We start from the raw sequence: 24,874 nt of genomic DNA on the forward strand, positions 1-24,874 counted from the left end.
GATTATTTTTGGTTGTCGACCAAAGCAATGTATTGCTGGCAAATGGCGTTGATACCGAACGATGCGATCGTTTCGCGATCAACAACCGGCGGAGAGGCATACAGTTCTGCCAGTGTTTTCGCCAGTGATTCGTCGGTTAACGCTGTCAGACCACGCGCCAGGGGGCCAGTAAGGATCTCAGCAGGGCCGCCAGGGCAGTTTGTACTCACCGGTGGGGTCTGACAGATAATGGACTCCACCAGTACATTACCAAAACCTTCGCAGTCGGAACTTAACACTAAAAGGCGAGCCCCTTTGATCCACGGATAGGGGTTGGTTTCGAACGGGCGGAAAATAATCTTATTTTCGATTCCAAGCTCAGCGGCTAACTGTTTGAGCTGGTCTATTTTGGCGTCAGAGCCTTTGCCCATTAACACCAGCGATGCGTCAATCTTGCTCAGCGCGAACGCGCGCAGAAGCCGGTCGTGTCGCTTGTGTTCATGAAAACGGCCAACGTGGATAATGTAATCCTGCCCCTGCATCTCAAAGGGCGCTTCTGCCAGACGCTGAATTTCAGGGATATCGAAGGGGTTATGGATAACCGCTTTGCGCCGCAGGGGGATAGCGAGTACTTCAGCGAGATCGTGCAGCACGGCGCCGGATACCGCCACAACGTTGCGGTTTTCATAGGTATGGCGAATTTTATAATGCTTAAACCAGCGGGAAAGCCCGCTGCGATGGCGTAAATAGGAGAAAGAGAACATCCCGTGTACGCAGAACCAGACCTTATCCCGATCCAGCGCGCGGCTGTGCGCCACGATACGGTCGGTTTTATGCAGATGGGAGAAGACAACGTCAAATTTACCGCTGCGTTCTGCCTGCTCAATGGCGCGATCCAGCAAACGGGCGCGACGCGGGATCTCGGTCAGCTTCCGCCAGGGTTTTTTACAGGTATCCTGCACAACCTGAAAATCGATGCCTTCCGGAATGGCGTAGTCGCACACCTTCCGTAAGGAGAAAAGGGTAACCTGATGCCCCAGTTCTGTCAGTCCGCTGGAGAGGGTGAGAACCGTTTTTTCAGCTCCTCCACCGGGTAAACCATCAATAATCATTAGGATGCGCATTATTAATCCAGTAATTTTTGATAAAGCGAAATAAGCTGACTTGACAGTTTTTCAGGGGTTGCTTCTCTGACGCGTTCACGCGCCGCCAGCCCCATATTGTTATTTTTTGCCAGTGAAGGAATGGACACGACGGCCTCCTTCAATGTGCGGATATCAAGTGCATCACAGTAAAACCCGTTCTGGCCTTGCGCAATAAATTCTGATCCACCGCAACTCTCTGACGTAATGACGGGCAGTCCGCAGGCCATTGCTTCAAGTATGACGTTAGGAAAAGGATCATACAGCGTCGGCAGCAGTAAACCATCAGAAAGCTGATAAAATGGCAGCGTCTCTTTTTGCATCCCCAGGAAACGGATTTGCCCCTCATAGCCTAATGAACGGGCGAGGTCGCGATAGCGGCTTTCCGCTTTATCCTGACCGACCACAATCAGCCACGCCGATGTTCCTGCTATCGCCTGAATAGCGCTTGCCAGACCCTTGCGTTCAAACCCCGAACCCACGAAGCAGAAAATGACGGCATCAGCGGGTAAGCCAAATTGCTTACGCAGTACAGCACGCTGGCGCTCTTCTGCCGGAACGAAGCGGCTGGAATCTATTGAATTATAAATCACATGTATCTTTTTTGCGTCAATATCAAAGTCTTCGACGATTTCGCGTTTGATCATCTCCGCATTACAGATAACGGCTTTCAGCTCGGGCGCCTGATACATTTCACGCTCTGCGTGCATTACGTAGCGGTGATAGCGATCGTGCATAAGCAGCTTTGCGCGCCAGGCGGGGAGAATACGCGACCGCTGTAGCAGCCAGCGTCGATGCACGCCATCTCCGGCGCGGTAAATATCACAGCCCGGAATGCGTTCGTGGCTCTGCACAATATCAAACTGCTGTTGCTGCCAAAGCGCGCGCGCGGCATGTGCGAAGCCGCGTTCACGGCTGATGCGGCCCCATTTCCGTGGATCGCAAATATGAATGTGCCAGTCGTCCTGCTTTTCGCCCTGCCACTCGCGAGTGATGACGTTGAGCTCAAGATTTTGATTACTCAGCGCGGTGAGTGCCCTGGAGACAAAACGTTCCGCTCCCCCATCCGGACGATATTTTTGGCGCACGATGGCCAGACGATGAAGCTTCATTGCAGGTATCTCCTTGCGGCGGAGACGACGGCATCAACGGGTATGGCGTCGAGATAACGTTCCGTCGTTTTTGTATCAATGGCGTCAGGGTTGGGAAGCGGGCCGTAGTTACCTGCCCAGATGACCTCGCCGTTAACCTGCCATGGCGACCAGAACGTCAATTTTGACGGGCCAAACAGCGCCACGCAGGGCGTCTGAAGGGCGGCGGCCATGTGCATGGGTACGGAGTCAACGCCGATGAACAGGTTCGCATGATCGATAAGCGCGGCCAGCTGGCGCAGGGTTAACTGCCCTGCCAGCGAAACAACACCCGTTTGCGGGGAGGCGGCAAGAATGCGATCGATCATCGCCAGCTCTTTTTTATCCGGACCTGCGGTAAGAACGATGGTATGGCCGTCCTGCTGCAACGCGGCGATAGTTTGCGCCATTTTGCCTTCGTCCCAGCACTTAAAGAACCAGCGTGAAGTGGGTTGAATAACGATGAACCCTTCTCCCACGCCCTTTTGCGTCAGCTTTTGCTGAGCATGGTGCCAGTCATCCGCGCTGTAAGCCATGGTGACGGTAGGGTTGGACGCTACCGGCAGCGCTGACAGTATGGAGAGATTTTGTTCAACGGTATGCAGCGACTGATGGCTGGCCACAGAAACCAGTTCACTGTGACAAAAACGCCAGAATGCATTATTGCGCTTGTTAAAGGCAAACCCGAGCCGAACCGGTGCGCCGGTGAAGCGGGTGACAATCGCGCTGCGCCACTGATCGGCCAGATTAATCACCAGGTGATAATGTTGAGCGCGCAACGCACGAAGCAGCTGCCACTCTTTTTGCAGGTGCTTTAGCATCCCCAGCTGCTTCCATTTACGATCGATACCGTAGATCGTACCGATTGCCGGATGCGCGGCGAGCATGTCTCGCGTCTCTTCATAGAGAAGCACGTCGATTTGGGCTTCAGGCCATTTTTGGCGTAATGAATTGATGACGGGGGTAGTGAGTAACATGTCACCATGATGGCGAAGTTTGATCAGTAAAATGCGCAAATCAGGCGTGTCAGGTAAGTTATTCATCATCATCTTATCGGCGTTGTACTATTGGCAATTCTAATAGACCTGGTAACGACTTGCACTCTTTCTCCATAATGTCGGGAATTTCCCTGGAAGGGTTTACTCCTGCTTTCGGGCGTGCGTAACATAGCGCTAACTATTTTGTCTTGCGGGCTCATTATGAAAAAACCAGCGTTTATCATCACGATCGATACCGAAGGGGATAATCTCTGGCAGAACCACCGGGTGATCAAAACGGAAAACGCGCGCTACCTGGCGCGGTTTCAGGCGCTTTGTGAACGTTTCGGCTTTAAGCCCGTCTGGCTGACCAACTACGAGATGGCAGTCGAGCCGGTATTTATTGCGTTCGCTAAAGAGGTCATAGCCCGCGGCCAGGGTGAGGTGGGGATGCATCTCCATGCCTGGAACAGCCCTCCGGAGCACGATCTTACCGGTGATGACTGGCGCTGGCAGCCTTATCTGATTGAGTTTTCAGACGAGGTGATGCGTGAGAAAGTGGTATTTATGACCCGCTTACTGGAAGAGACCTTCCAGACAAAAATGCTCAGCCATCGCGCCGGGCGCTGGGCATTTGACAGCCGTTACGCCAGGCTGCTGATTGAACTGGGATATCAGGTAGATTGTTCCGTCACGCCGCGCGTGAACTGGCGCAACGCGAAAGGCGCTCCGCAGGGTAATGGCGGAACGAATTACCAGCATTTTCCCGATCGCGCTTACTTTCTGGACGCAGACGATATTTCCCGTCCTGGAAACAGCCCGTTACTCGAAGTGCCGATGAGCATCCAGTATAAACACCCGGCATGGCTGAATTCCCTGAAGCAGGGTTATGATCGTCTTCGCGGTAAATACCGTTCTCCGTCAGTTAACTGGTTACGCCCGTCCGGCGGGAACGCGGCGGAGATGATTAAGGTTGCGCAGCAGTGTCTGTCTCAGGGGAATGACTACGTGGAGTTTATGCTTCATTCGTCGGAATTTATGCCTGGCGGCAGCCCGACGTTTAAAGATGAGGCGGCGATTGAAGGTTTATATCAGGATTTGGAGCAGCTCTTTACCTGGTTATCAGATAAAACGGTGGGAATGACGCTGGCGGAGTTTTACCAGTACAAAAAAGCATAATGCCCGCCAGGCGGGCATATTTGCTATTGCTGCTTTGTTTGCGAGAAAGGTGTACTCAACGCAAAGATAATCATAAAGAAGATGAGGGCTTCTGAGCTGAGCAGTATGACATCCGTCAGTCCATACAAAAGCAAAAGAAGCATCGACGTGAGCAGCAGCGCATTTCTGTTTCGCAGGGCATACGCAATCATCGAAACAAAGAAAAAGAGCATTACCGCCACGCCGGGGATCCCCTGCAAAGAGAACTTCTCAATGAATTCGTTGTGCAGGTGGACTTTGATGTATTCGAGCGCGCTGCCAAGGTGTGGATGTCCGTCTTTAATATACTGCCGCGTCCATGCTTCACGCTCCTCCAGTGATTGCCCTAACGGATGGGCAAGTCCATTCTGAATACCTACCGTCCACATGGAAAAACGAGCGCCGAGTGACGTGCGGTCAATACCCTGTTGATATCTCTGATATTCAAGCTGTGTTTGCGATATTTTAGGCGATATTAACGGCTTGTAGCTAACGATGATAATACCAGCCACAATACATAAAAAGATGAGGGTGGATTTAAGGTGAATACGCCTGAAGTGATAGAGCGTCAGCACTATCGCCAGGAGCAGATAAAGCCCCATTGCAGCGCGCGTGCCCGTGAGCAGTATGACGAAGTAAGAAAGTAAAATGGTTAAACCAGCAACAACGTAAAGCGTCACGTTCTTCTGTAGGTAAAGACTGTATACGAATGCCAGCGATAACACGGAATACACATAAGCTGAAACGGTGGCTCGGTTAATCGCCATCTCGACGCGAGCCATCCCTTGCGTTGCCTGCCACAGGCCATATCCCGTTGCGAGTACAAACCCCGCAGCTGAGGCGTAAAGGAAATATTTTTTAAAGGTCTCTTTATCGAGATAGGATTTAAAACGGTCAATATAGAATATCAGGACGCTCGCCAGGATTAATTTTTTACTTGAATCGAGATAATCGCTGTAAAGATTCATCCCCTGATTATGGTACTCATAGATGAGATACCAGCTAAGGTTCAGTAATCCAATCAATAAAATCGGCAGCGCTATGGTAAAGGGACGCAGCGTGATTTTTTTATATTCGAACGCCAGACCGATAATGCTGACATAAATAGCAATATAGAAAAACTCTCTCTGTTTTCCTGAACTAACCAATGCCAACATCAAAGAGATGAGGCTCAAAATGAGTGTCAGCTGATACAGTCGTGGTCTTATTTTTTCCATAACGCCTCAATAACCCTTTTTTTGTAGCTAAAACGAACATCGGTGGAAAGGAAAAACGACAATGTATACATGGATTTTACGCGTTGCGTAACGAGCGCCAGGTGTTGGTCTGAGAGATATGTCCTATGATTGCTGTAGATATCAAACCAGTGGCAATTGACGAGATGCCTGTAGGAGGATGGAAATGTGTTTTCCATCTGTAGCGTACACTCGACCAGCGTAGATATTTTGCTGGCATCCAGAACGCTCGATAAACTGTCGCTGCGTTTAATATAATAATAGTGGCCCTGGCGCTGATAAGCTATTTTACTCGACTGCATTAGCATGCCGGGAAAAACAGCGAAATCCTCATAGCATTGCAGAGAGGGAATCGGATTGTTTTCATACAGCTTACGATGAACAAACTGACCGATGAGATGCGCCTGAAAATCTTTGTGGCGTAAGAAACGCGAGATTGCTTCATGCTGTGACAGGGAAATAGGGTTAAATCCCCGCCACTCTGCGCTTATTTTCCGGGGATCGCGAATCTCAAGCAAACGCGTCAGCAGCATGTCCGGGCGCTGTGCTTTCAGGAAGGTGATTGCGTCTCTCAGGCTACCCGGCTTTAAGCAATCGTCACTGTCGAGCATCGTAATGTACTCTCCCGATGCCAGCGCGACGGCACTGTTTCGGACCTGGCCTACGTTACGAAAGTTCACGGTCCGGGTTATGACTTGCGGAAATTTAGGCGACCACTCGTCAATTATTGCCTGCGTGGCATCCTCAGAACTGTCGTTAAAAATAATGATTTCTGTGTCTTGGTCGGTTGCTGCCAGCAGGCTCGAAAGCGTGGCGGGCAGCGTATCTTCAGCGTTATGCGCAGCAATGATGACGCTTAAAAAAGCCATAAAAATTAGTGTCCTTGAGCGTCGGTAGCGCGATCCAGTGAGCGGGCTTTCGGCAAGCGTCGAATAAACTGCTGGAGTTCGTCTAAAGCGGGTTCAGTCACCGCGAAAAGCTCTTCCCTCTCCTGAGGGAAATAATAACGTGTTTCAAAGACATAAGAGCAAATGTTGTCGTCATTACCAATCAGCATCACGTTGCCAAGCGGACGCTGTTCATAGTGACAGCAAGGCCCAAACAGCAGAACCACCGGCACGCCGACAGCGTCTGCAATGTAGACATTGCCCGAATCAGACGCGATGTAGCAGTCCATTTTAGAAATGGCACAGGGAAGCTCTTCGAGCGAAATTTTGCCAATCAGATTGATAAAATTCGGGATGTCACCGTAAAGGCGGGTGATATCGTCCATCCACGACTGTTCGTTTGGTGCGCCGAAGACATAAAACTCGCAGGGTAAATCGGCGAGACGATCCACAATCCGCTTCCAGATAGCAGGCGGCACCGTTTTGGCTTTATTACCCGCCGCAATGCTGATGCCGATGCGGATAACGTCTGGTTTATCAAGAATGGCCGGGTAAGTCGTCGGTTTGAAGAGCGGCTTTGTGGCGTGCTTGGGAGAGTCTTGCCAGGTAAGCGAGCGGTCGGCCAGTTTCAGGTAGTTCGTCACCGAAAGCGTTTTTTTGCCGTGCTCAACGGTACCGTCGGCCGCGAGATAGAAAATCCCGTGATACCACCTGCGTGTGTAAATGCTTAGAAATTGTTTGTTTTTTGCATTGCAGACGGCGGCAAAAAAGAGGTTTACGCTGTTGGGCTGTAGCAGGTAGACGTTGTCATAGCGGTTCATGATCCTGCAAGCGAAGCAGAGCTTGCGCCACAGGCTGCGCTTATGCTGCTCAATAAAATAGATCTGCTCGATAGTCTCATCATGCTTCGCCAGCGCGCCAACGCTGCGACTGACCAACACATCGCTTTTTTGCAGATGTGCCAGAAGAGGTGTCGCATTAATAAAGTCACCGATTTTGGCTGTCTGAATGACAAGGTTTTTGCCCGTGTCTTTCCGAAACAGCTTCCGGAGGAGCTTCACCGGAAAGAGTAAAATCAGCAGAAATACATAACTCATGGGTTAAATATCCCTGTTGGAAAGCCGATGGCTGCCCTGTAAAAATGAAAAAATAGCATCTGCGCTAATATCCTTCGTTTGTTGCGTAGGGCTGACCATCTGATGCTGGTTTTTACCGTAACCCCCGATCAACCCCGGATCGGTCGGGCCGAAAATCGTGATATTAGGACGATCCAGTGCGGCGGTTAAATGGCTTAACCCTGTATCCACAGAAACGACGGCGTTAGCGCCCGCCAGCTGTGCGGCAACTTGCGCCAGCGTGAGTTTGGGTAACACCTCGACGTGGGAAAAGCCTGCTGCCAGACGCTCCGCGCGCTGCCGCTCATGTTCAGCGCCCCACGGGAGTTTAATATGGATACCGCAAGGTTGCATTAGTTCAATCAGTCTTCGCCAGTGCGTTTCCGGCCAGTGCTTGTCGTCGCGCGTTGTGGCATGCAGGAAGACCAGATACGGCTCGCTATCCTTCTCCGTTTCGCGCAGAAAATGCTGTGCGATGGCGTAGTCACCCTGGACGTCGGGTTTTGCATAGCCGAGACTCTTTGCGAACAGCTCGCGGGTGCGTTCCACGGCGTGTTGCTGCTTCGCAATATGGTGGCGACGATTATAGAACAGGCTCGCCAGCGGTTCGCGGGCGGTGTGCCAGTCCATACCGTGCTTTACGCCGTGCGCCAGACGCGTGACCAGCGCCGCGCTTTTGACCAGCCCCTGCGCGTCAATGATGGCGTTGTAACGCTGCGCCTGTACCGCTTCGCGAAAGGCTTTACGTTCGGCTCTAATCGGTGCGGAGAACCACGCTTTGCGCCAGCGGCGAATGGCCACCGGGATCACGCGGTCAACGGCTTCATGCCAGGTGGGGATTTGCGCGAAGCCTTCTTCCACCACCCAGTCAAAACGGATGCCGGGAATGGCCCGCATCGCGTCCGTCAGCGACGGCAGCGTATGCAGAACATCACCCATTGAAGAGGTTTTAACGATCAATACCCGCATCCGTTATCCTTCTTCGCTCAACAGCAGTTCGTTGAGTTCTTCGAGAACGCGCTGCGGCGTAATGTCGATCAGGCTCTGATGGTAACCTTCTGCCGCATCGCCTTTGCGGACTTTGTGATAGCCGGTAATGAGACGAATAACGCGCGCCTTGTGCGACAGCGGCGGCGTGAAGTCTGGGCTGCTCGGGCCATACAGCGCGACCAGCGGACGATCCAGCGCGGCGGCGACGTGCATCAGGCCAGAGTCATTGCTGACCACGGCCTTACAGGCGGCAATCAGGATAACCGCCTGCTCAAGCTGCGTTTCTCCAGCCAGGTTGCGGCACCAGGCCTGTTGCTCGGTGCTGAGCGTGGCGAGGATTTCATTGCCCGCCTCGTGATCTTTCGCCGAGCCAAAGAGCACAATCTGATAGCCCTCGTCGATCAGCTGTTTCGCCAGTTCGGCGTAGTGGTAGTGCGGCCAGCGTTTTGCCGGACCGAACTCCGCGCCGGGACAGAAGCCAATCATCGGGCGTTCGGATGAAATGCCAAATGCATTGCAGGTGTGGGATTTCTCCCCGTCGTTAACCTGAAGCTGCGGCCACAATAGCGGCTGCGGCAGATCTTTCGCGCTGCGCATGACGCCTTTGTCGTAGGCCAGCGCCACGTAGCGCTCCACCATCAGCGGCCAGGCTTCTTTATCCAGCACCCGGGCATCGTTCAGCAGGCCGTAGCGCATTTCGCCGCGCCAGCCGGTACGGTGCGGGATGCCCGCAAAGAAGGGCACAAGGGCAGATTTGAAGGAGTTAGGCAGCACGTATGCGCGATCGTAGCGCTTCTCACGCAGGCTATGGCCGAGCTTGCGGCGTTCGCCGATTTCCAGCGCCCCGTGGCCGAGCGGCATCGGGATCGCCTCGTTCACTTCCGGCATGCGCGATAACAGCGGACGGCACCATGCGGGTGCCATCACGTCGATTATCGCCTGGGGATAACGCGCCTTGAGCGTGCGATAGAGACTTTGCGACATCATCATGTCGCCCACCCATGACGGGCCGATCACCAGAATCTTCATGCTTATGCGTCGCGGTTCAGCCAGGCCATATATTCCGTTACGCCTTCGGCAACGGTCTTGAACGGCTTGTCGTAGCCTGCGGCGCGCAGGTTGGTCAGGTCCGCCTGCGTGAACGCCTGGTAGCGGCCTTTCAGCTTATCCGGGAACGGAATGTACTCGATGCTGCCTTTCTTATGGTACGCCAGCGTTGCGTCAGCCACCGCCTGGAAGGATTCCGCGCGGCCCGTGCCCAGGTTGAAAATGCCGGAGACGCCGTTTTCCAGGAACCACAGGTTTACGGCTGCAACGTCGCCCACGTAGACGAAGTCGCGCTTGAAGCCGTCGCTGCCTTCGAACAGTTTTGGACTTTCGCCATTATTCAGCTGCGTGTTCAGGTGGAATGCCACGCTCGCCATGCTGCCCTTGTGCCCTTCGCGCGGCCCGTAAACGTTGAAGTAGCGGAAGCCGACAATCTGCGAGTTCGCTTCCGGCAGGATCTGACGCACGTACTCGTCAAACAGGAACTTGGAGTAGCCGTAGACGTTCAGCGGCTGCTCGTATTCGCGGGATTCGATGAAGTCCGAGGTGCGCCCGCCGTAGGTTGCTGCTGAGGAGGCATACAGGAACGGAATTTCACGCTCCAGGCAGTAGTGCAGGATCTCTTTAGAGTACTGATAGTTGTTGTCCATCATGTACTTGCCGTCCCACTCGGTGGTGGAAGAGCACGCACCTTCGTGGAAGATGGCTTCGATCTCGCCGAACTCTTCACCCGCCATAATCTGGATAAGGAAGTCTTCTTTATCCATGTAGTCAGCGATGTTCAGATCCACCAGGTTAACGAACTTGGTGCCGTCTTTCAGGTTGTCCACCACCAGAATGTCGGTGATGCCCTTATCATTGAGGGCCTTAATAATGTTGCTGCCGATAAAGCCCGCGCCGCCGGTAACGATGATCATAACTGTAACCTTTGAAGTGTTGAGCCCGAGGACAATCCCGGACGCTAATAGTCATATCATATCATCACAATGCCCGGTCTTCAGCCATTCACCGATATGCAGCAGGGGTACACGTGATTTATGCTGCAAAAACGAGAAGAGATACGGCGTCATCTCGTCATGAACTATAGGTTTGGGTAATATGTGCCAAAATTTGCCGAGTCTGGAGAATTGCAATGCGTGGTGATTTTTACAAACAGTTAAACAGCGACCTCGACACCGCACGTGCGGAAGGGTTGTTCAAAGAAGAGCGTATTATCACGTCTGCCCAGCAGGCGGACATCACCGTTGCCGACGGCAGCCATGTGATCAACTTTTGCGCGAACAACTACTTAGGTCTTGCGAATCACCCTGAGCTGATTGCCGCCGCGAAAAACGGCATGGACACCCACGGCTTCGGCATGGCCTCCGTGCGCTTCATTTGCGGCACCCAGGACAGCCACAAGCAGCTTGAGCAAAAGCTGGCGAACTTCCTCGGAATGGAAGACGCGATTCTGTACTCCTCCTGCTTCGACGCCAACGGCGGTCTGTTTGAAACCCTGCTCGGCGCAGAAGATGCGATTATCTCCGACGCCCTGAACCACGCCTCCATCATCGACGGCGTTCGCCTGTGTAAAGCGAAGCGTTTCCGCTACGCCAACAACGATATGGTTGAGCTGGAAGCCCGCCTGAAAGAGGCCCGTGAAGCGGGGGCCCGCCACGTGCTGATCGCGACCGACGGCGTGTTCTCCATGGACGGCGTGATCGCCAACCTGAAGGGCGTGTGCGATCTGGCGGATAAATATGACGCGCTGGTGATGGTTGATGACTCCCACGCGGTCGGTTTTGTCGGCGAAAACGGCCGCGGCTCCCACGAGTACTGTGACGTGATGGGCCGCGTGGACATCATCACCGGTACGCTGGGCAAAGCGCTCGGCGGCGCGTCCGGCGGTTATACCGCTGCGCGTAAAGAGGTGGTTGAGTGGCTGCGTCAGCGCTCCCGCCCGTACCTGTTCTCCAACTCCCTGGCGCCAGCCATTGTGGCCGCCTCCATCAAAGTGCTGGAGATGGTGGAGTCCGGGGCTGAACTGCGCGACCGCCTGTGGGCAAACGCCCGTCTGTTCCGCGAAAAAATGAGCGCCGCAGGGTTCACCCTGGCCGGCGCTGACCACGCGATCATTCCGGTGATGCTGGGCGACGCAGTTGTGGCGCAGCAGTTTGCCCGTGAGCTTCAGAAAGAAGGGATTTACGTGACCGGGTTCTTCTTCCCGGTGGTACCAAAAGGTCAGGCGCGTATCCGCACCCAGATGTCTGCGGCGCATTCGCCTGAACAAATTGAGCGTGCGGTGGAAGCCTTTACCCGCATCGGCAAACAGCTGGGCGTAATTGCCTGAGGACGTGTGATGAAAGCGTTATCCAAACTGAAAGCGGAAGAAGGGATTTGGATGACCGACGTGCCGGAGCCGGAAGTCGGTCATAACGATCTGCTGATCAAAATTCGTAAAACCGCCATCTGCGGTACTGACGTTCACATCTACAACTGGGATCAGTGGTCGCAAAAAACCATTCCTGTCCCAATGGTTGTCGGTCACGAATATGTCGGTGAAGTGGTCGGCATCGGCCAGGAAGTAAAAGGCTTTAGCATTGGCGATCGCGTCTCGGGTGAAGGCCATATTACCTGCGGTCACTGCCGCAACTGCCGCGGCGGTCGCACCCACCTGTGCCGCAACACCGTCGGCGTGGGCGTGAACCGTCCGGGCTGCTTCGCGGAATATCTGGTGATCCCGGCGTTTAACGCCTTCAAAATCCCGGACAATATCTCTGACGATCTGGCCTCCATCTTCGACCCGTTCGGCAACGCGGTACACACCGCGCTCTCCTTCGACCTGGTCGGTGAAGACGTGCTGGTCTCCGGCGCCGGCCCAATCGGCATTATGGCGGCAGCCGTGGCGAAGCACGTGGGCGCGCGCAACGTGGTGATCACCGACGTGAACGAATACCGCCTGTCGCTGGCGCGCAAAATGGGCGTCACCCGCGCGGTGGATGTCTCGAAAGAGAGCCTGACCGACGTGATGGAAGAGCTGGGTATGACCGAAGGGTTTGACGTCGGTCTGGAGATGTCCGGCGCGCCGCCGGCGTTCCGCACCATGCTGGACACCATGAACCACGGTGGCCGTATCGCGATGCTGGGCATTCCGCCGTCAGATATGTCCATCGACTGGAACAAAGTCATCTTCAAGGGGCTGTTCATCAAGGGCATCTATGGCCGCGAGATGTTCGAAACCTGGTACAAGATGGCAGCGCTGATCCAGTCCGGCCTGGATCTGTCCCCGATTATCACTCACCGATTCTCCATCGATGAGTTCCAGCAGGGCTTTGACGCGATGCGTTCCGGCCAGTCAGGGAAAGTGATCCTGAGCTGGGATAAGTAAACAAAAAGGGGCCTCAGGCCCCTTTTTTACTGATTCTTTTTCTCTTCATCCGTCAGGTAGCGCACCTTGCGGGTGTAGTCCTGCCCTTTAAACAGCAGTTTGTTATCCGGCGATTCAAGATACTTCTGCCATTCGGAAAGCGGGAAACCCCCGTGCGCGCCAATCACCTCTTTCGGCACAACGGCTTCCTGTCCGCCGATCTTCTTGGAGACCGGCCAGTTCATCCAGTCGCCCAGGTTAACCGTTTTTATATCCAGCATGTCCAGCAGCGCAGCGAGCGGCAGCTGATCGGTCGGCGGCTGCGTGTCGTCCATCAGCTCCCAGGTATCCTGGAACAGCGTCAGCCACAGCGGGCAGATGCGGCGCCAGGTTTTTTTGGTTGCGGCAAGAAACGCGCCGTTAACGTGATCGACCAGATACGGGCGCACCGTTTCTTTGTAATAGGCCGGCACTTTTTCTGCGGGGGCGCCGTCCAGCTTGGCAATCATTTTGCCCTGACGGAAGCTGGAGTAGATGTGCATATCCGCCATGTTGATCTCGGGCATCTTCAGCAGGTTGAGATCGGAGTCGATCATCAGCACCCCTTCACCGCGCGCCTGAAGCGGAGCGTTAAGCTTCACCAGACGGCTGAGGTAGATCTGCTTATAGCGGTATCCCTCTTCACGTTTTGGCAGCGTGAGGGTCACAACGCGGGTTTTTGGCGGCAGCTCGCCGAAAGCGGATTCAGGCTGATCGCTGACGATAACAATCTCGCTGACGTCGGTGGCGTAACGCGCTGCAAAGGTCGCTGACAATAACGCCTCTTCGACGAAATCCGCGCCCGTACAGGGGATCACAATGGAATCAACCGCAACGAGATCGCGCGTGGCCGGAAGGGAAGCGTAAGGAATGTTATGACGCCCGGTAATGTGGCGGTAGCGAGCATTCAGGAATTTAAACATGTTCTTCTCGTTTGGTTATTGCGCGCCAAGAACGGCCTCGACACCGTTAACATAGCTTTCAATTGCATACGCGTTGCAGACATTCTGGTGCGCGGCTGCGGCGAGCCGGGCGCGCAGAGCAGGATCCTGCCAGATATTATCCAGATGTTGAGCAAGTTGCGACACATCGCTCCACGGAAACAGCAATCCGGTCGACTCGTGGTCGATCAATTCTGCCGTGCCGGTCACCTTTGAGCCAATCACCGGAATGTTCAGCAGCATTGCCTCCAGCACGACGCGGGGCAAACCTTCGCTCTTCGAAGCCAGAATAAACGCGTCAAAGGTGGCGAGATAGTCAAAAGGCGTATTCTGGAAACCGGTAAAAATGACGTGCTCAGCAATCCCCAGCGCGTCAGCCTGTGCCGTCAGCGCGCCGCGTTCAGCCCCTTCACCGACCAGCACCATCTTCCATTTTGCCTGCGGGTGCTTCTGGTTGAACTGGGCCAGCGCTTCCAGCGTGTGGTGGTTGGCCTTGCGGGGGATTAACGATCCAATGCTACCGAACACAAACGTGTCGTCATCAATGTTCAGACGCTGGCGCATGGCGCGTCGGTCGGGCAAGGGCTGGTGGATGTCGATGGCGTTGTTGACCGTGGTGCACAGCGCTGGCCGGACGCCATGCTGAAGAAGTACGCGTTCAACGCCGTGCGAGACGGCGATGATTTTTGTGGCGTGGGCATTCACCAGCTTCACCAACGGCGGGGTCAGCACCGGTTCAATCCGGCAGTGCTGGATTATCCGCGCATGCAGGTTCGCGCCCGCCAGATACCCTTCTTCGTTAGAGCCCGGCTGGTTGTTCATGTACAGCGTATCGAAACCGCCTTCCCTGAAAATCGTCTCGATCTTGCTGACATTGGGCCGGATGCGCCAGAGCGTATCAATATGTCGGGTAAACGCCTTGCGGGCGCTGCGCGAGAAAAACAGCAGGCCACGGCCCAGCTCTTTCGCAACCTTCGCCCAACCGGGCTGCTTTTGCTGCGGAATGACAATTAACGGGATGCCAATGCCGTTCAACACCTGGCCGATGGTTTCCCCTTCGGCCCGGCTGTAATCGCTGTAAAAACAACAGGTAATATCAAACTTCTCGCGGTTAATCCGCTTCAGAAGTTCGAGCATGCTGTTGGTGCCTCCTCCCCACTCTTTACCGGTATCGAGGAGCAGAATTTTGTGTCGTTGCGGCATCTTTCTACCTTAATCGCCTGTCACTGGGTTGGGCTCGCTGCTGTTTTTTTCCCCCAGCCCTGCCACTGGTGCTGGAAGTACTGCACCAGCGTACTCTGGCTTACGCTTTCGCCAATTACCGTGAAGAAGCGGGTGGCATACACCGGTTCAGGCGGCTGCTTCAGCGTGCAGTTCTTCACGCCACGGAACGGGTTACGCGGCTGCGTTGCGGGCGGTTGCGCACTACCCGGGCGAGAGGTATCCACCTGAGGTTCGTTGAGCAGATCGCTCGGACGCACCAGCGTGATATCGGCGGGTAAGCCCGGTAACATTTGCTGCAAAACGCGAACGGTAGACGGATGCGGGTGCCCGATGGCAATCGCCGAACCGTTACGGCGCGCCAGCTGAACCGCGCGGTTGAACTGCACGCGGATATCCGCTTCGTTCTGGGAGTCGTCCAGGAAGACTTTGCGCTTGATGACCTTCACCCCCGTACCCTGAGCGGCACGCATCGCCTGGCTGTTGCCAATGGTCATGCTGTCGAGGAAATAGAGATTGTAACGCTCCAGCGCCTGCATCACCTTCAGCATACCGTACAGGCTGGAGGTCATCGCGCTGCCCATATGGTTATTCAGACCCACGGCATACGGCACTTTATTGTACGCATCGCGGATGATGCGATCGATCTCGTCGCTGCTCATGTCCGGGCGCAAGGTATCTTTTTCCAGCGGCTGCTTGCTGAGGGGAGCCATCGGCAGATGGATGAGGACCTGATGGCCGCCATTGTGTGCTTTGGTCGCCATTTCATGCGCGTGAGGCGCATTCGGCAGGACGGCAACAGAGATGGCTGACGGCATCGCCAGCACCTGATTTTCATAGTGTGGTCGATAACCGAAGTCATCAATCACAATCGCGAGTTTGCCTGCATAAACCGGTGCAGCCAGCGCCAGTGCGCTGACGACGGAAAAAACAATTCGACGAAATTGAAGCAAAACTTATCTTCCCAACCACGGCTGTGGATTGACCGCCTGACCCTGACGACGAATTTCGAAATAGAGTGACGGGCGGCCCTGACCGCCACTGCTGCCCACAAGGGCAATGGGTTGACCGGCGCGCACCTGAGTACCGACGCTGACCAGCGCGCTCTGGTTGTAGCCGTAAAGACTCATGTCGCCTTTACCATGCTCGACCACCACCACGAGCCCGTAACCCTGTAGCCAGTCGGCCAGGATCACGCGGCCATCGGCGATGGCTTTCACTTCGCTACCTTCAGACGCACCGATAACGATCCCCTTCCAACGTAGCTCACCCTGCAACTGTTCGCCATAGCGATGCAGAATAGTGCCGCGAACGGGCCAGTAGGCCTGACCACGAGGGGAACCGAGGCCGCCGGTGCGCGACATCAGGGAACGTTCATTTTCAGTCGGCTTATAGGTGGTGCCTTTCCGGGAGGCTTCCTGCTGCTTATTACGCACCGCCTGCGCTTCGCGCGCTTCTTTTTCGGCGCGCGCTTTGGCTGCGGCTTCTGCCCGGGCAATGCTGTTACGCAGTTTCGATTCGTTGGCGCGCATTTCGCTCAGCTGGCTTTGTCCTGCCTGGATAGAGGACTCCAGCCCGGCGAGCGTCTTCTTACGCTCATTGCGCGCCTGCTCAAGCTTCTCCTGCTGCGCCTGCTGATCGTAGAGTAGCGTTTGCTGCTGGCTCTGCTTCTCTTCCAGCTCGGCTTTTTGCGTGGTGACTTCTTCGCGCGTCTGTTTCAGCTGCGCAATGGTCTCCTGACGAGCCTGGTTGAGATAGCCGAAATAGGCCTGTAAACGCTGACCGCGCTGGCTCTCTTCACCGCTGAGGATCAGCTGAAGGCCAGTGTGTTCACCCTGACGGAAAGCGGCATCAAGCTGTGCAGCCAGGTTGCGTTCCTGGGCGTCACGCTGGCGCTCCAGTTTCGCAATCGACGCGTTCATTTCATCGATTTGCTTATTGAGCTGGGCAAGGGTGTTTTGCGTTTCACGCAGCTTACGCGCAGCGGCGGAAATGGCCTCTTCCTGCTTTTTAAGCTGGGCAAGCAGGGCAGAGCGCTGTTGCTGCTGCTGGCGTACCGCACGCTCTTTGGCGGCGATATCGGCCTGAATGGATTTGAGCTGGTCGCGGTCATCCGCGTGGGCGGATGCGGCGCACAGCAATACGCCAGCGCTGAGTGCGCTGGCGCAAAGCAGAGGTCTGACTGATAACCGAAGCGGCTTCACGACCCATGTGATTGAAAAAATCGCCTTTCCCCTCATGGGGAGCGATTATTCCACGATGAACAGCGGCTTGCCAGTCATCTCTTCAGGGATTTCCATACCCATCAGCGACAACATGGTTGGCGCGATGTCGGAAAGCTTGCCGCCTTCCACTGCTTTCACTGATTTATCACCCACATAAATCAGTGGAACAGGCAGGTTGGTATGGGCGGTATGCGCCTGACCGGTTGCCGGGTCACGCATCTGTTCTGCGTTACCGTGATCGGCGGTGATCAGCAGCTGGCCTCCCACGGATTCAACCGCTTTTGCGACCTGCTCTACGCAGTGGTCCAGCGCCTCAACCGCCTTAACGGCGGCTTCCATCACGCCGGTGTGACCTACCATGTCACCGTTCGGATAGTTACAGATGATGGTGTCGTATTTACCGCTTTCGATCGCGGCCACCAGTTTTTCGGTCAGCTCCGCAGAGCTCATTTCTGGCTGGAGATCGTAAGTCGCGACTTTCGGCGAGTTGATCAGGATGCGGTCTTCGCCTTTGAACGGCTCTTCTACGCCGCCGTTAAAGAAGAAGGTCACGTGCGCATACTTCTCCGTTTCAGAGATACGCAGCTGGGTTTTATCGTTTTTCGCCATCCACTCGCCGAAGGTATTTTCCAGCGACGCTGGCGGATACGCGCAGGGGGCCTTGATATCCGCTGCATACTCGGTCAACTGGATGAAATCGAGCTTCGCCACTTTCTTACGGGCGAAACCGTCGAAATCACTGTTGACGAAAGCACGGGTGATTTCGCGCGCGCGGTCAGCGCGGAAGTTCATGAAGATCAGCGCATCGCCATCTTCCATGGCGGCATCGGCCTGGCCTTCAGCGCGGATCACGGTTGCTTTCACGAATTCGTCGTTTTCATCACGCGCGTAAGCCGCTTCCAGACCTTCGACGGCAGTCGCGAACTGGAACTCACCTTTTGCCAGGGTCAGCAGATCGTAGGCTTGCTCAACGCGGTCCCAGCGGTTATCGCGGTCCATCGCATAGTAACGGCCAATGATGGACGCCACGCGGCCTTTGCCCAGTGCGGTAAATTTCTCTTCAAAGGCTGTCAGCGAGCCCTTAGCGCTGCGTGGCGGCGTATCGCGACCGTCCAGGAAGGCGTGCAGATAGATTTTTTCCGCACCGCGTTCAGCGGCCAGTTCAACCATCGCCATGATGTGATCTTCGTGGCTGTGAACGCCGCCCGCAGAGAGCAGGCCCATAATGTGAACGGCCTTGCCTGCGGCAACAGCTTTATCCACTGCTCCGGTGAGCGTTGGGTTGGCAAAGAATGTACGTTCTTTGATTTCAACGTCCAGGCGCGTCAGGTCCTGATAGACGATACGGCCTGCGCCCAGGTTCACGTGACCCACTTCAGAGTTGCCCATCTGACGGTCCGGCAGCCCGACTTCCAGACCAGACGCGTCAATCAGGGTGTGGGGACGTTTTGCCCATAGCGCATCTATTACCGGGGTTTTGGCGTTGAAAATGGCGTTATCCTGCTGATCTTCACGGTAGCCATAGCCATCCAGAATCACCAGTACCATAGGTTTTTTAGAAACCGACATTGCGACAACCTCATGCTCAAGAGACAAAAAATTTGCGTAATTTTACTACAGCTGAATCGATAAAATAGCCGCAGAAGATCAAAGAAAGCGTGGAGGCAAGGCCGTTCTCGGGCCATTTTGAGGCTTTTTTTTCGTGGCATGCCGCAGAAAATAGATTAGCTTTATGTCGCTGGCTGTATTTGCCACAGCGCACAGGTATACTCCTGTCCTGGTTTTTTTAATCACTTAGTCGGGAGTTGTTACCCCCCATGCAAGAAATTATGCAATTCGTTAGCCGCCACCCGGTTCTGAGCATCGCGTGGATTGGCCTGCTGGTCGCTGTACTGTTCACCACATTTAAGGGACTGACGTCTAAAATTAAGGTGATCACCCGCGGTGAAGCGACACGTCTGATCAACAAAGAGGACGCCGTTGTGGTTGATCTGCGTCAGCGCGACGATTTCCGCAAGGGCCATATCGCAGGTGCTATCAACCTGCTGCCAGCGGAAATCAAAGCGAACAACATTGGTGAGCTGGAGAAGCATAAAGCCCAGCCGATTATCGTTGTTGACGGCACAGGCATGCAGGCGCAGGAATCTGCCAACGCACTGCATAAAGCAGGCTTTGAAAACGTAACGGTGCTGAAAGAAGGCATCTCCGGCTGGAGCGGGGAGAATCTTCCTTTAGTGCGCGGTAAATAAGGAGTTAAGTGATGGCCAATATTGAGATCTACACCAAAGCAACGTGCCCGTTCTGCCACCGAGCGAAAGCGCTGCTGTCCAGCAAAGGCGTAACGTTCAAGGAACTGCCGATCGATGGTGACGCGATTAAACGCGAAGAGATGATCCAACGCAGTGGTCGCACAACGGTTCCACAGATTTTTATTGATGCGCAGCACATTGGCGGCTGTGATGACTTGTATGCGCTCGACGCCCGCGGTGGACTCGATCCGCTGCTGAGCTAGAGACTTTAGGACAATTAAAAAGGGTTTTTCCATGTCAGAACAAAACAACACCGAGATGACTTTCCAGATCCAGCGCATCTACACCAAGGATGTCTCTTTCGAAGCGCCAAACGCGCCGCACGTTTTCCAGAAAGACTGGCAGCCAGAGGTTAAACTTGATCTGGATACCGCATCCACCCAGCTGGCGGATGACGTGTATGAAGTCGTACTGCGTGTCACCGTGACCGCCTCTCTGGGCGAAGAAACTGCATTCCTGTGCGAAGTACAGCAGGGCGGTATCTTCTCCATCGGCGGCATCGAAGGCAACCAGATGGCGCATTGCCTGGGTGCATACTGCCCGAACATCCTGTTCCCGTATGCGCGTGAATGCATCACCAGCCTGGTTTCTCGCGGTACATTCCCGCAACTGAACCTTGCGCCAGTTAACTTTGATGCGCTGTTCATGAACTATTTGCAGCAGCAGGCTGGCGAAGGTGCCGAACAACATCAGGATGCCTGATGAGCACTGTTAATGCGTCAATGACTGTGATCGGTGCCGGCTCTTACGGCACCGCTCTTGCCATCACGCTGGCAAGAAATGGTCACGACGTGGTCCTGTGGGGCCACGATCCAAAACATATCGCGACGTTGCAACACGACCGCTGCAACGTGGCGTTTCTCCCGGACGTTCCGTTCCCTGACTCTCTCTATCTGGAAAGCGACCTCGCGACCGCGCTGGCGGCCAGCCGCAATATTCTGATTGTGGTGCCGAGCCATGTGTTTGGCGAAGTCCTGCGTCAGATTAAGCCGCTGATGCGCGCGGATGCGCGTATTGTGTGGGCGACGAAGGGGCTGGAAGCCGAAACCGGACGTCTGTTGCAGGACGTTGCCCGCGAAGCGCTGGGAACGGCGATCCCGCTGGCGGTGATCTCCGGGCCGACGTTTGCTAAAGAGCTGGCTGCCGGTCTGCCGACGGCGATCTCGCTGGCGTCCACCGACCAGGCATTTTCCGACGATCTTCAGCAACTGCTGCACTGCGGCAAGAGCTTCCGCGTCTACAGCAACCCTGATTTTATCGGCGTACAGCTGGGCGGTGCGGTGAAGAACGTCATTGCCATCGGGGCCGGGATGTCTGACGGCATCGGTTTCGGCGCGAATGCGCGTACGGCGCTGATCACCCGTGGTCTGACCGAAATGTCCCGTCTGGGCGAAGCGCTGGGTGCCGATCCGGCCACCTTTATGGGGATGGCTGGGCTGGGCGACCTGGTGCTGACCTGCACCGACAACCAGTCGCGTAACCGCCGCTTTGGCATGATGCTCGGACAGGGCAGCGATGTAAAAAGCGCGCAGGAGAAGATTGGTCAGGTGGTTGAAGGCTATCGCAATACCAAAGAAGTCCGCGAATTGGCGCACCGTTTCGGTGTCGAAATGCCAATAACCGAGGAAATTTATCAGGTATTGTATTGCGGAAAAAATGCGCGCGAGGCAGCATTGACCCTATTAGGTCGTGCGCGCAAGGACGAGCGCAGCAGCAATTAGCCGGGAAGTATCGTCACCTGAATGACCCAGCCAGCGCAGAACTGGCTGGTCATTAACTATCGTCTGGAGCAAGCAATGCCGTGTGAAGAACTGGATATCGTCTGGAATAATATTAAAGCCGAAGCCCGCGCTTTGGCCGACTGTGAGCCTATGCTGGCCAGTTTCTATCACGCGACGCTACTCAAGCACGAAAACCTCGGCAGCGCCCTGAGCTATATGCTCGCCAATAAGCTGGCTTCCTCCATCATGCCTGCTATCGCCATTCGTGAGGTGGTGGAAGAGGCCTACGCCGCCGACCCGGAAATGATCGCCTCTGCCGCCTGCGACATTCAGGCCGTACGCACGCGCGATCCGGCGGTGGATAAATACTCCACGCCGCTGCTGTATCTCAAAGGTTTTCACGCCTTACAGGCGTACCGCATCGGCCACTGGTTATGGAATGAGGGACGCCGCGCGCTGGCTATCTTCCTGCAAAACCAGGTTTCCGTGACTTTCCAGGTCGATATTCACCCGGCGGCGAAAATTGGCCGCGGGATCATGCTCGATCACGCCACCGGCATTGTTGTCGGTGAAACGGCGGTGATTGAAGATGATGTGTCGATCCTGCAATCCGTTACGCTGGGCGGTACCGGTAAAACCAGCGGAGATCGCCATCCGAAAATTCGTGAAGGGGTGATGATTGGCGCAGGCGCCAAAATCCTCGGCAATATTGAAGTCGGACGCGGCGCGAAGATTGGCGCGGGGTCGGTTGTGCTCCAGCCCGTACCGCCGCATACCACCGCCGCTGGCGTCCCGGCGCGCATCGTCGGTAAGCCAGACAGCGATAAACCGTCGATGGATATGGATCAGCACTTCAACGGTATTCACCACACCTTCGAATACGGCGACGGCATTTAAACGCGGGAACAGCCAGATAAAAAAAGCCCGGTGAGTCAATGCACCGGGCTTTTGATTAGTTGCGGTATAACACTTTGATAATGTGATAGCCGAACTGCGTATGCAGTGGGCCGGTTGGCTCCAGCACTGGGCAGGAGAAAACCACTTTATCAAACGCCGGAACCATCTGGCCCTGGCGGAACTCGCCTAAGTCACCGCCGCGTTTGCCTGACGGGCAAATCGAGTGTTTCTTCGCCAGTTTGCCGAAATCGGCGCCGTTTTTAATCTGTTCGAGAAGATCCTGTGCCAGTTTCTCTTCTTTAACAAGGATATGCAGTGCTGCTGCTGTTTTTGCCATGATCGTGCCTTGAGTCAACGAGTTTACGATCGGTATACTACCACGCGTTTTTCCTCCTCTCCCCACTTTCATTGAGCGATCACTTATGCGTTTAAACCCCGGACAACAACAAGCTGTCGAATTCGTCACCGGACCCTGCCTGGTGCTGGCGGGAGCGGGATCCGGTAAAACACGCGTGATCACCAACAAAATTGCCCACTTAATTCGCGGTTGTGGCTACCAGGCGCGCCATATCGCGGCGGTCACCTTTACCAACAAAGCGGCGCGTGAGATGAAAGAGCGCGTCGGCCAGACCCTGGGCCGTAAAGAGGCGCGCGGGCTGATGATCTCCACTTTCCACACGCTGGGCCTGGATATCATTAAGCGTGAGTACGCGGCGCTGGGCATGAAGTCCAACTTTTCGCTCTTCGATGACACCGACCAGGTGGCGCTGCTTAAAGAGCTGACGGAAGGGCTGATCGAAGATGACAAAGTGCTGTTGCAACAGCTGATCTCGACGATCTCGAACTGGAAAAACGATCTCATGACGCCGGCCCAGGCAGCGGCGAGTGCCAAAGGCGAGCGCGATCGTATCTTTGCCCACTGCTACGGTCTGTACGACGCGCATATGAAAGCCTGCAACGTACTGGATTTCGACGATCTGATCCTGCTGCCGACGCTGCTGCTTCAGCGGAATGAAGAGGTGCGCGAGCGCTGGCAGAACAAAATCCGCTACCTGCTGGTGGATGAATATCAGGATACCAACACCAGCCAGTACGAGCTGGTGAAGCTGCTGGTAGGACAGCGTGCGCGTTTCACCGTCGTTGGCGATGACGATCAGTCCATTTACTCCTGGCGCGGCGCACGTCCGCAAAACCTGGTGCTGTTGAGCAAAGACTTCCCGGCGTTGCAGGTGATCAAACTGGAGCAGAACTACCGTTCTTCCGGGCGCATCCTGAAGGCGGCGAACATCCTGATTGCCAATAACCCGCACGTCTTTGAGAAGCGCCTGTTCTCCGAGCTGGGTTACGGTACCGAACTGAAAGTGCTCAGCGCCAACAATGAAGAACACGAAGCGGAGCGCGTAACGGGCGAGCTGATTGCCCATCACTTCGTCAACAAAACCGACTATAAAGACTACGCGATCCTCTATCGCGGTAACCACCAGTCGCGCGTTTTTGAAAAGATGCTGATGCAGAACCGCATTCCCTACAAAATCTCCGGCGGCACGTCGTTCTTTTCGCGTCCGGAAATCAAGGATCTGCTGGCCTACCTGCGCGTGCTGACCAACCCGGATGACGACAGCGCTTTCCTGCGCATCGTGAATACGCCGAAACGCGAAATTGGCTCTGCGACGCTGCAAAAGCTGGGCGAGTGGGCGATGACCCGCAACAAAAGCCTGTTCACCGCCAGCTTCGATATGGGGCTGAGCCAGACCCTGACCGGGCGCGGCTATGATGCCTTAACCCGCTTCACCCACTGGCTGGGTGAGGTACAGCGTCTGGCCGAGCGCGAGCCGGTGGCGGCGGTACGCGATCTGATCCACGGCATTGATTACGAATCCTGGCTCTATGAAACCTCCGCCAGCCCAAAAGCGGCTGAGATGCGCATGAAAAACGTTAACCAGCTCTTCAGCTGGATGACCGAAATGCTTGAAGGTTCAGAGATAGACGAGCCCATGACCCTGACGCAGGTCGTCACCCGCTTCACGCTGCGCGATATGATGGAGCGCGGCGAAAGTGAAGAAGAGGCCGACCAGGTCCAGCTGATGACGCTTCACGCGTCCAAAGGGCTGGAGTTCCCGTATGTCTATCTGGTGGGGATGGAAGAGGGCCTACTGCCGCACCAGAGCAGCATTGATGAAGATAACGTCGACGAAGAGCGCCGTCTGGCCTACGTGGGGATCACCCGTGCGCAGAAGGAGCTGACGTTTACGCTGTGTAAAGAGCGCCGTCAGTACGGTGAGCTGGTGCGCCCGGAGCCGAGCCGTTTTCTGCTGGAGTTGCCTCAGGACGATCTTATCTGGGAGCAGCAACGTAAGGTCATTACCGCGGAAGAGCGCATGCACAAAGGCCAGGCCAACGTGGCAAACATTCGTGCGATGCTGGCAAAAGCCAAAGAGAAGGGATAACGGTTTGTAGGCCGGGTAAGGCGAAGCCG

Annotated in this window: 24 protein-coding genes; 9 read left to right on the forward strand and 15 right to left on the reverse strand. The window is 55.1% G+C overall.

The window, feature by feature from the left end; translation table 11 throughout:
- Positions 1-2: 2 nt before the first annotated feature.
- From E0L16_RS14710 to rfaQ, 3 genes are read right to left on the reverse strand one after another with little or no spacing between them, the layout of a single operon-like run.
- On the reverse strand, positions 3-1,103 hold the full coding sequence (locus tag E0L16_RS14710; RefSeq protein ID WP_064910019.1) for a glycosyltransferase: 1,101 nt from the start codon (positions 1,101-1,103) through the stop codon (positions 3-5).
- Between the two features lie 2 nt (positions 1,104-1,105).
- Complete coding sequence (locus E0L16_RS14715) at positions 1,106-2,233, reverse strand: glycosyltransferase family 4 protein (protein WP_131637236.1); 1,128 nt, start codon at positions 2,231-2,233, stop codon at positions 1,106-1,108.
- Complete coding sequence (gene rfaQ, locus E0L16_RS14720) at positions 2,230-3,300, reverse strand: putative lipopolysaccharide heptosyltransferase III (protein ID WP_131637237.1); 1,071 nt, start codon at positions 3,298-3,300, stop codon at positions 2,230-2,232. Before rfaQ ends, E0L16_RS14715 begins: the two co-directional genes overlap by 4 nt.
- A gap of 150 nt (positions 3,301-3,450) precedes the next feature.
- Between rfaQ and E0L16_RS14725 the strand changes: the two genes are divergently transcribed.
- Positions 3,451-4,407 (forward strand): polysaccharide deacetylase family protein, encoded by a 957-nt coding sequence (locus E0L16_RS14725; RefSeq protein WP_131637238.1) that lies wholly within the window; start codon positions 3,451-3,453, stop codon positions 4,405-4,407.
- A 23-nt stretch (positions 4,408-4,430) separates the two neighbouring features.
- Here the strand turns inward: E0L16_RS14725 and E0L16_RS14730 are convergent, their stop codons facing one another.
- Genes E0L16_RS14730 through rfaD form a run of 6 tightly spaced genes read right to left on the reverse strand, consistent with a single transcriptional unit; the run spans position 4,431 to position 10,616 of the window.
- Entirely contained in the window at positions 4,431-5,642 is a 1,212-nt protein-coding gene (locus E0L16_RS14730) for an O-antigen ligase family protein (RefSeq protein ID WP_131637239.1), read from the reverse strand.
- A complete protein-coding gene (locus tag E0L16_RS14735; protein WP_131637240.1) occupies positions 5,630-6,529 on the reverse strand; it encodes a glycosyltransferase family 2 protein in 900 nt (299 codons plus the stop codon). The genes E0L16_RS14730 and E0L16_RS14735 overlap by 13 nt, the downstream gene beginning before the upstream one ends.
- 5 nt (positions 6,530-6,534) lie before the next feature.
- Complete coding sequence (locus E0L16_RS14740; protein WP_131637241.1) at positions 6,535-7,644, reverse strand: glycosyltransferase family 9 protein; 1,110 nt, start codon at positions 7,642-7,644, stop codon at positions 6,535-6,537.
- Between the two features lie 3 nt (positions 7,645-7,647).
- Positions 7,648-8,631 (reverse strand): lipopolysaccharide heptosyltransferase RfaC, encoded by a 984-nt coding sequence (gene rfaC, locus E0L16_RS14745; RefSeq protein ID WP_131637242.1) that lies wholly within the window; start codon positions 8,629-8,631, stop codon positions 7,648-7,650.
- A gap of 3 nt (positions 8,632-8,634) precedes the next feature.
- Positions 8,635-9,681: an ADP-heptose--LPS heptosyltransferase RfaF gene (rfaF, locus tag E0L16_RS14750; RefSeq protein WP_112792063.1), complete on the reverse strand. Its 1,047-nt coding sequence runs from the start codon at positions 9,679-9,681 to the stop codon at positions 8,635-8,637.
- 2 nt (positions 9,682-9,683) lie between these two features.
- Positions 9,684-10,616 (reverse strand): ADP-glyceromanno-heptose 6-epimerase, encoded by a 933-nt coding sequence (gene rfaD, locus E0L16_RS14755; protein ID WP_041911658.1) that lies wholly within the window; start codon positions 10,614-10,616, stop codon positions 9,684-9,686.
- A gap of 215 nt (positions 10,617-10,831) precedes the next feature.
- Between rfaD and kbl the strand changes: the two genes are divergently transcribed.
- Positions 10,832-12,028 (forward strand): glycine C-acetyltransferase, encoded by a 1,197-nt coding sequence (gene kbl, locus E0L16_RS14760; RefSeq protein ID WP_045260056.1) that lies wholly within the window; start codon positions 10,832-10,834, stop codon positions 12,026-12,028.
- Between the two features lie 9 nt (positions 12,029-12,037).
- Entirely contained in the window at positions 12,038-13,066 is a 1,029-nt protein-coding gene (gene tdh, locus E0L16_RS14765) for an L-threonine 3-dehydrogenase (protein ID WP_006812404.1), read from the forward strand.
- Between the two features lie 26 nt (positions 13,067-13,092).
- On the opposite strand, the gene E0L16_RS14770 is transcribed toward tdh, so the two are convergent.
- The 5 genes from E0L16_RS14770 to gpmM are packed head-to-tail and all read right to left on the reverse strand — an operon-like array spanning position 13,093 to position 19,040.
- Positions 13,093-14,007 (reverse strand): hypothetical protein, encoded by a 915-nt coding sequence (locus tag E0L16_RS14770; RefSeq protein ID WP_131637243.1) that lies wholly within the window; start codon positions 14,005-14,007, stop codon positions 13,093-13,095.
- Between the two features lie 15 nt (positions 14,008-14,022).
- A complete protein-coding gene (locus E0L16_RS14775) occupies positions 14,023-15,228 on the reverse strand; it encodes a glycosyltransferase (protein ID WP_102750783.1) in 1,206 nt (401 codons plus the stop codon).
- A gap of 20 nt (positions 15,229-15,248) precedes the next feature.
- Positions 15,249-16,199 carry a divergent polysaccharide deacetylase family protein gene (locus tag E0L16_RS14780; protein WP_131637244.1) on the reverse strand — a complete coding sequence of 317 codons (951 nt, stop codon included), beginning with the start codon at positions 16,197-16,199 and terminating at the stop codon, positions 15,249-15,251.
- A 3-nt stretch (positions 16,200-16,202) separates the two neighbouring features.
- A complete protein-coding gene (gene envC, locus E0L16_RS14785; protein WP_230373043.1) occupies positions 16,203-17,462 on the reverse strand; it encodes a murein hydrolase activator EnvC in 1,260 nt (419 codons plus the stop codon).
- A 33-nt stretch (positions 17,463-17,495) separates the two neighbouring features.
- Positions 17,496-19,040, reverse strand: a complete 1,545-nt coding sequence (gene gpmM / locus E0L16_RS14790) for a 2,3-bisphosphoglycerate-independent phosphoglycerate mutase (protein ID WP_131637245.1) — start codon at positions 19,038-19,040, stop codon at positions 17,496-17,498.
- Positions 19,041-19,288: 248 nt separating this feature from the next.
- Between gpmM and E0L16_RS14795 the strand changes: the two genes are divergently transcribed.
- The 5 genes from E0L16_RS14795 (at position 19,289) to cysE (ending at position 22,398) form a co-directional block, all read left to right on the forward strand.
- On the forward strand, positions 19,289-19,720 hold the full coding sequence (locus E0L16_RS14795) for a rhodanese-like domain-containing protein (RefSeq protein ID WP_003860840.1): 432 nt from the start codon (positions 19,289-19,291) through the stop codon (positions 19,718-19,720).
- An 11-nt stretch (positions 19,721-19,731) separates the two neighbouring features.
- The gene (gene grxC, locus E0L16_RS14800; protein ID WP_003860837.1) at positions 19,732-19,983 is read left to right on the forward strand and encodes a glutaredoxin 3; all 252 of its coding nucleotides are present in this window, start codon (positions 19,732-19,734) and stop codon (positions 19,981-19,983) included.
- Between the two features lie 31 nt (positions 19,984-20,014).
- Positions 20,015-20,482 carry a protein-export chaperone SecB gene (gene secB / locus E0L16_RS14805; protein WP_003860835.1) on the forward strand — a complete coding sequence of 156 codons (468 nt, stop codon included), beginning with the start codon at positions 20,015-20,017 and terminating at the stop codon, positions 20,480-20,482.
- Positions 20,482-21,501, forward strand: a complete 1,020-nt coding sequence (gene gpsA, locus E0L16_RS14810) for an NAD(P)H-dependent glycerol-3-phosphate dehydrogenase (protein WP_006812398.1) — start codon at positions 20,482-20,484, stop codon at positions 21,499-21,501. Before secB ends, gpsA begins: the two co-directional genes overlap by 1 nt.
- Positions 21,502-21,576: 75 nt before the next feature.
- Positions 21,577-22,398 carry a serine O-acetyltransferase gene (gene cysE / locus E0L16_RS14815; protein WP_008502718.1) on the forward strand — a complete coding sequence of 274 codons (822 nt, stop codon included), beginning with the start codon at positions 21,577-21,579 and terminating at the stop codon, positions 22,396-22,398.
- Positions 22,399-22,453: 55 nt separating this feature from the next.
- Here cysE and ppiC read toward each other — a convergent pair whose 3' ends face one another.
- Positions 22,454-22,735, reverse strand: a complete 282-nt coding sequence (gene ppiC / locus E0L16_RS14820; protein ID WP_006812396.1) for a peptidylprolyl isomerase PpiC — start codon at positions 22,733-22,735, stop codon at positions 22,454-22,456.
- Between the two features lie 85 nt (positions 22,736-22,820).
- Here ppiC and rep point away from each other — a divergent pair, with 85 nt between their 5' ends.
- A complete protein-coding gene (gene rep, locus E0L16_RS14825; protein WP_063868811.1) occupies positions 22,821-24,845 on the forward strand; it encodes a DNA helicase Rep in 2,025 nt (674 codons plus the stop codon).
- The last annotated feature ends 29 nt before the right edge of the window (positions 24,846-24,874 follow it).

This window comes from Enterobacter quasihormaechei (assembly GCF_004331385.1).
Taxonomy (GTDB): Bacteria; Pseudomonadota; Gammaproteobacteria; order Enterobacterales; family Enterobacteriaceae; genus Enterobacter; species Enterobacter quasihormaechei.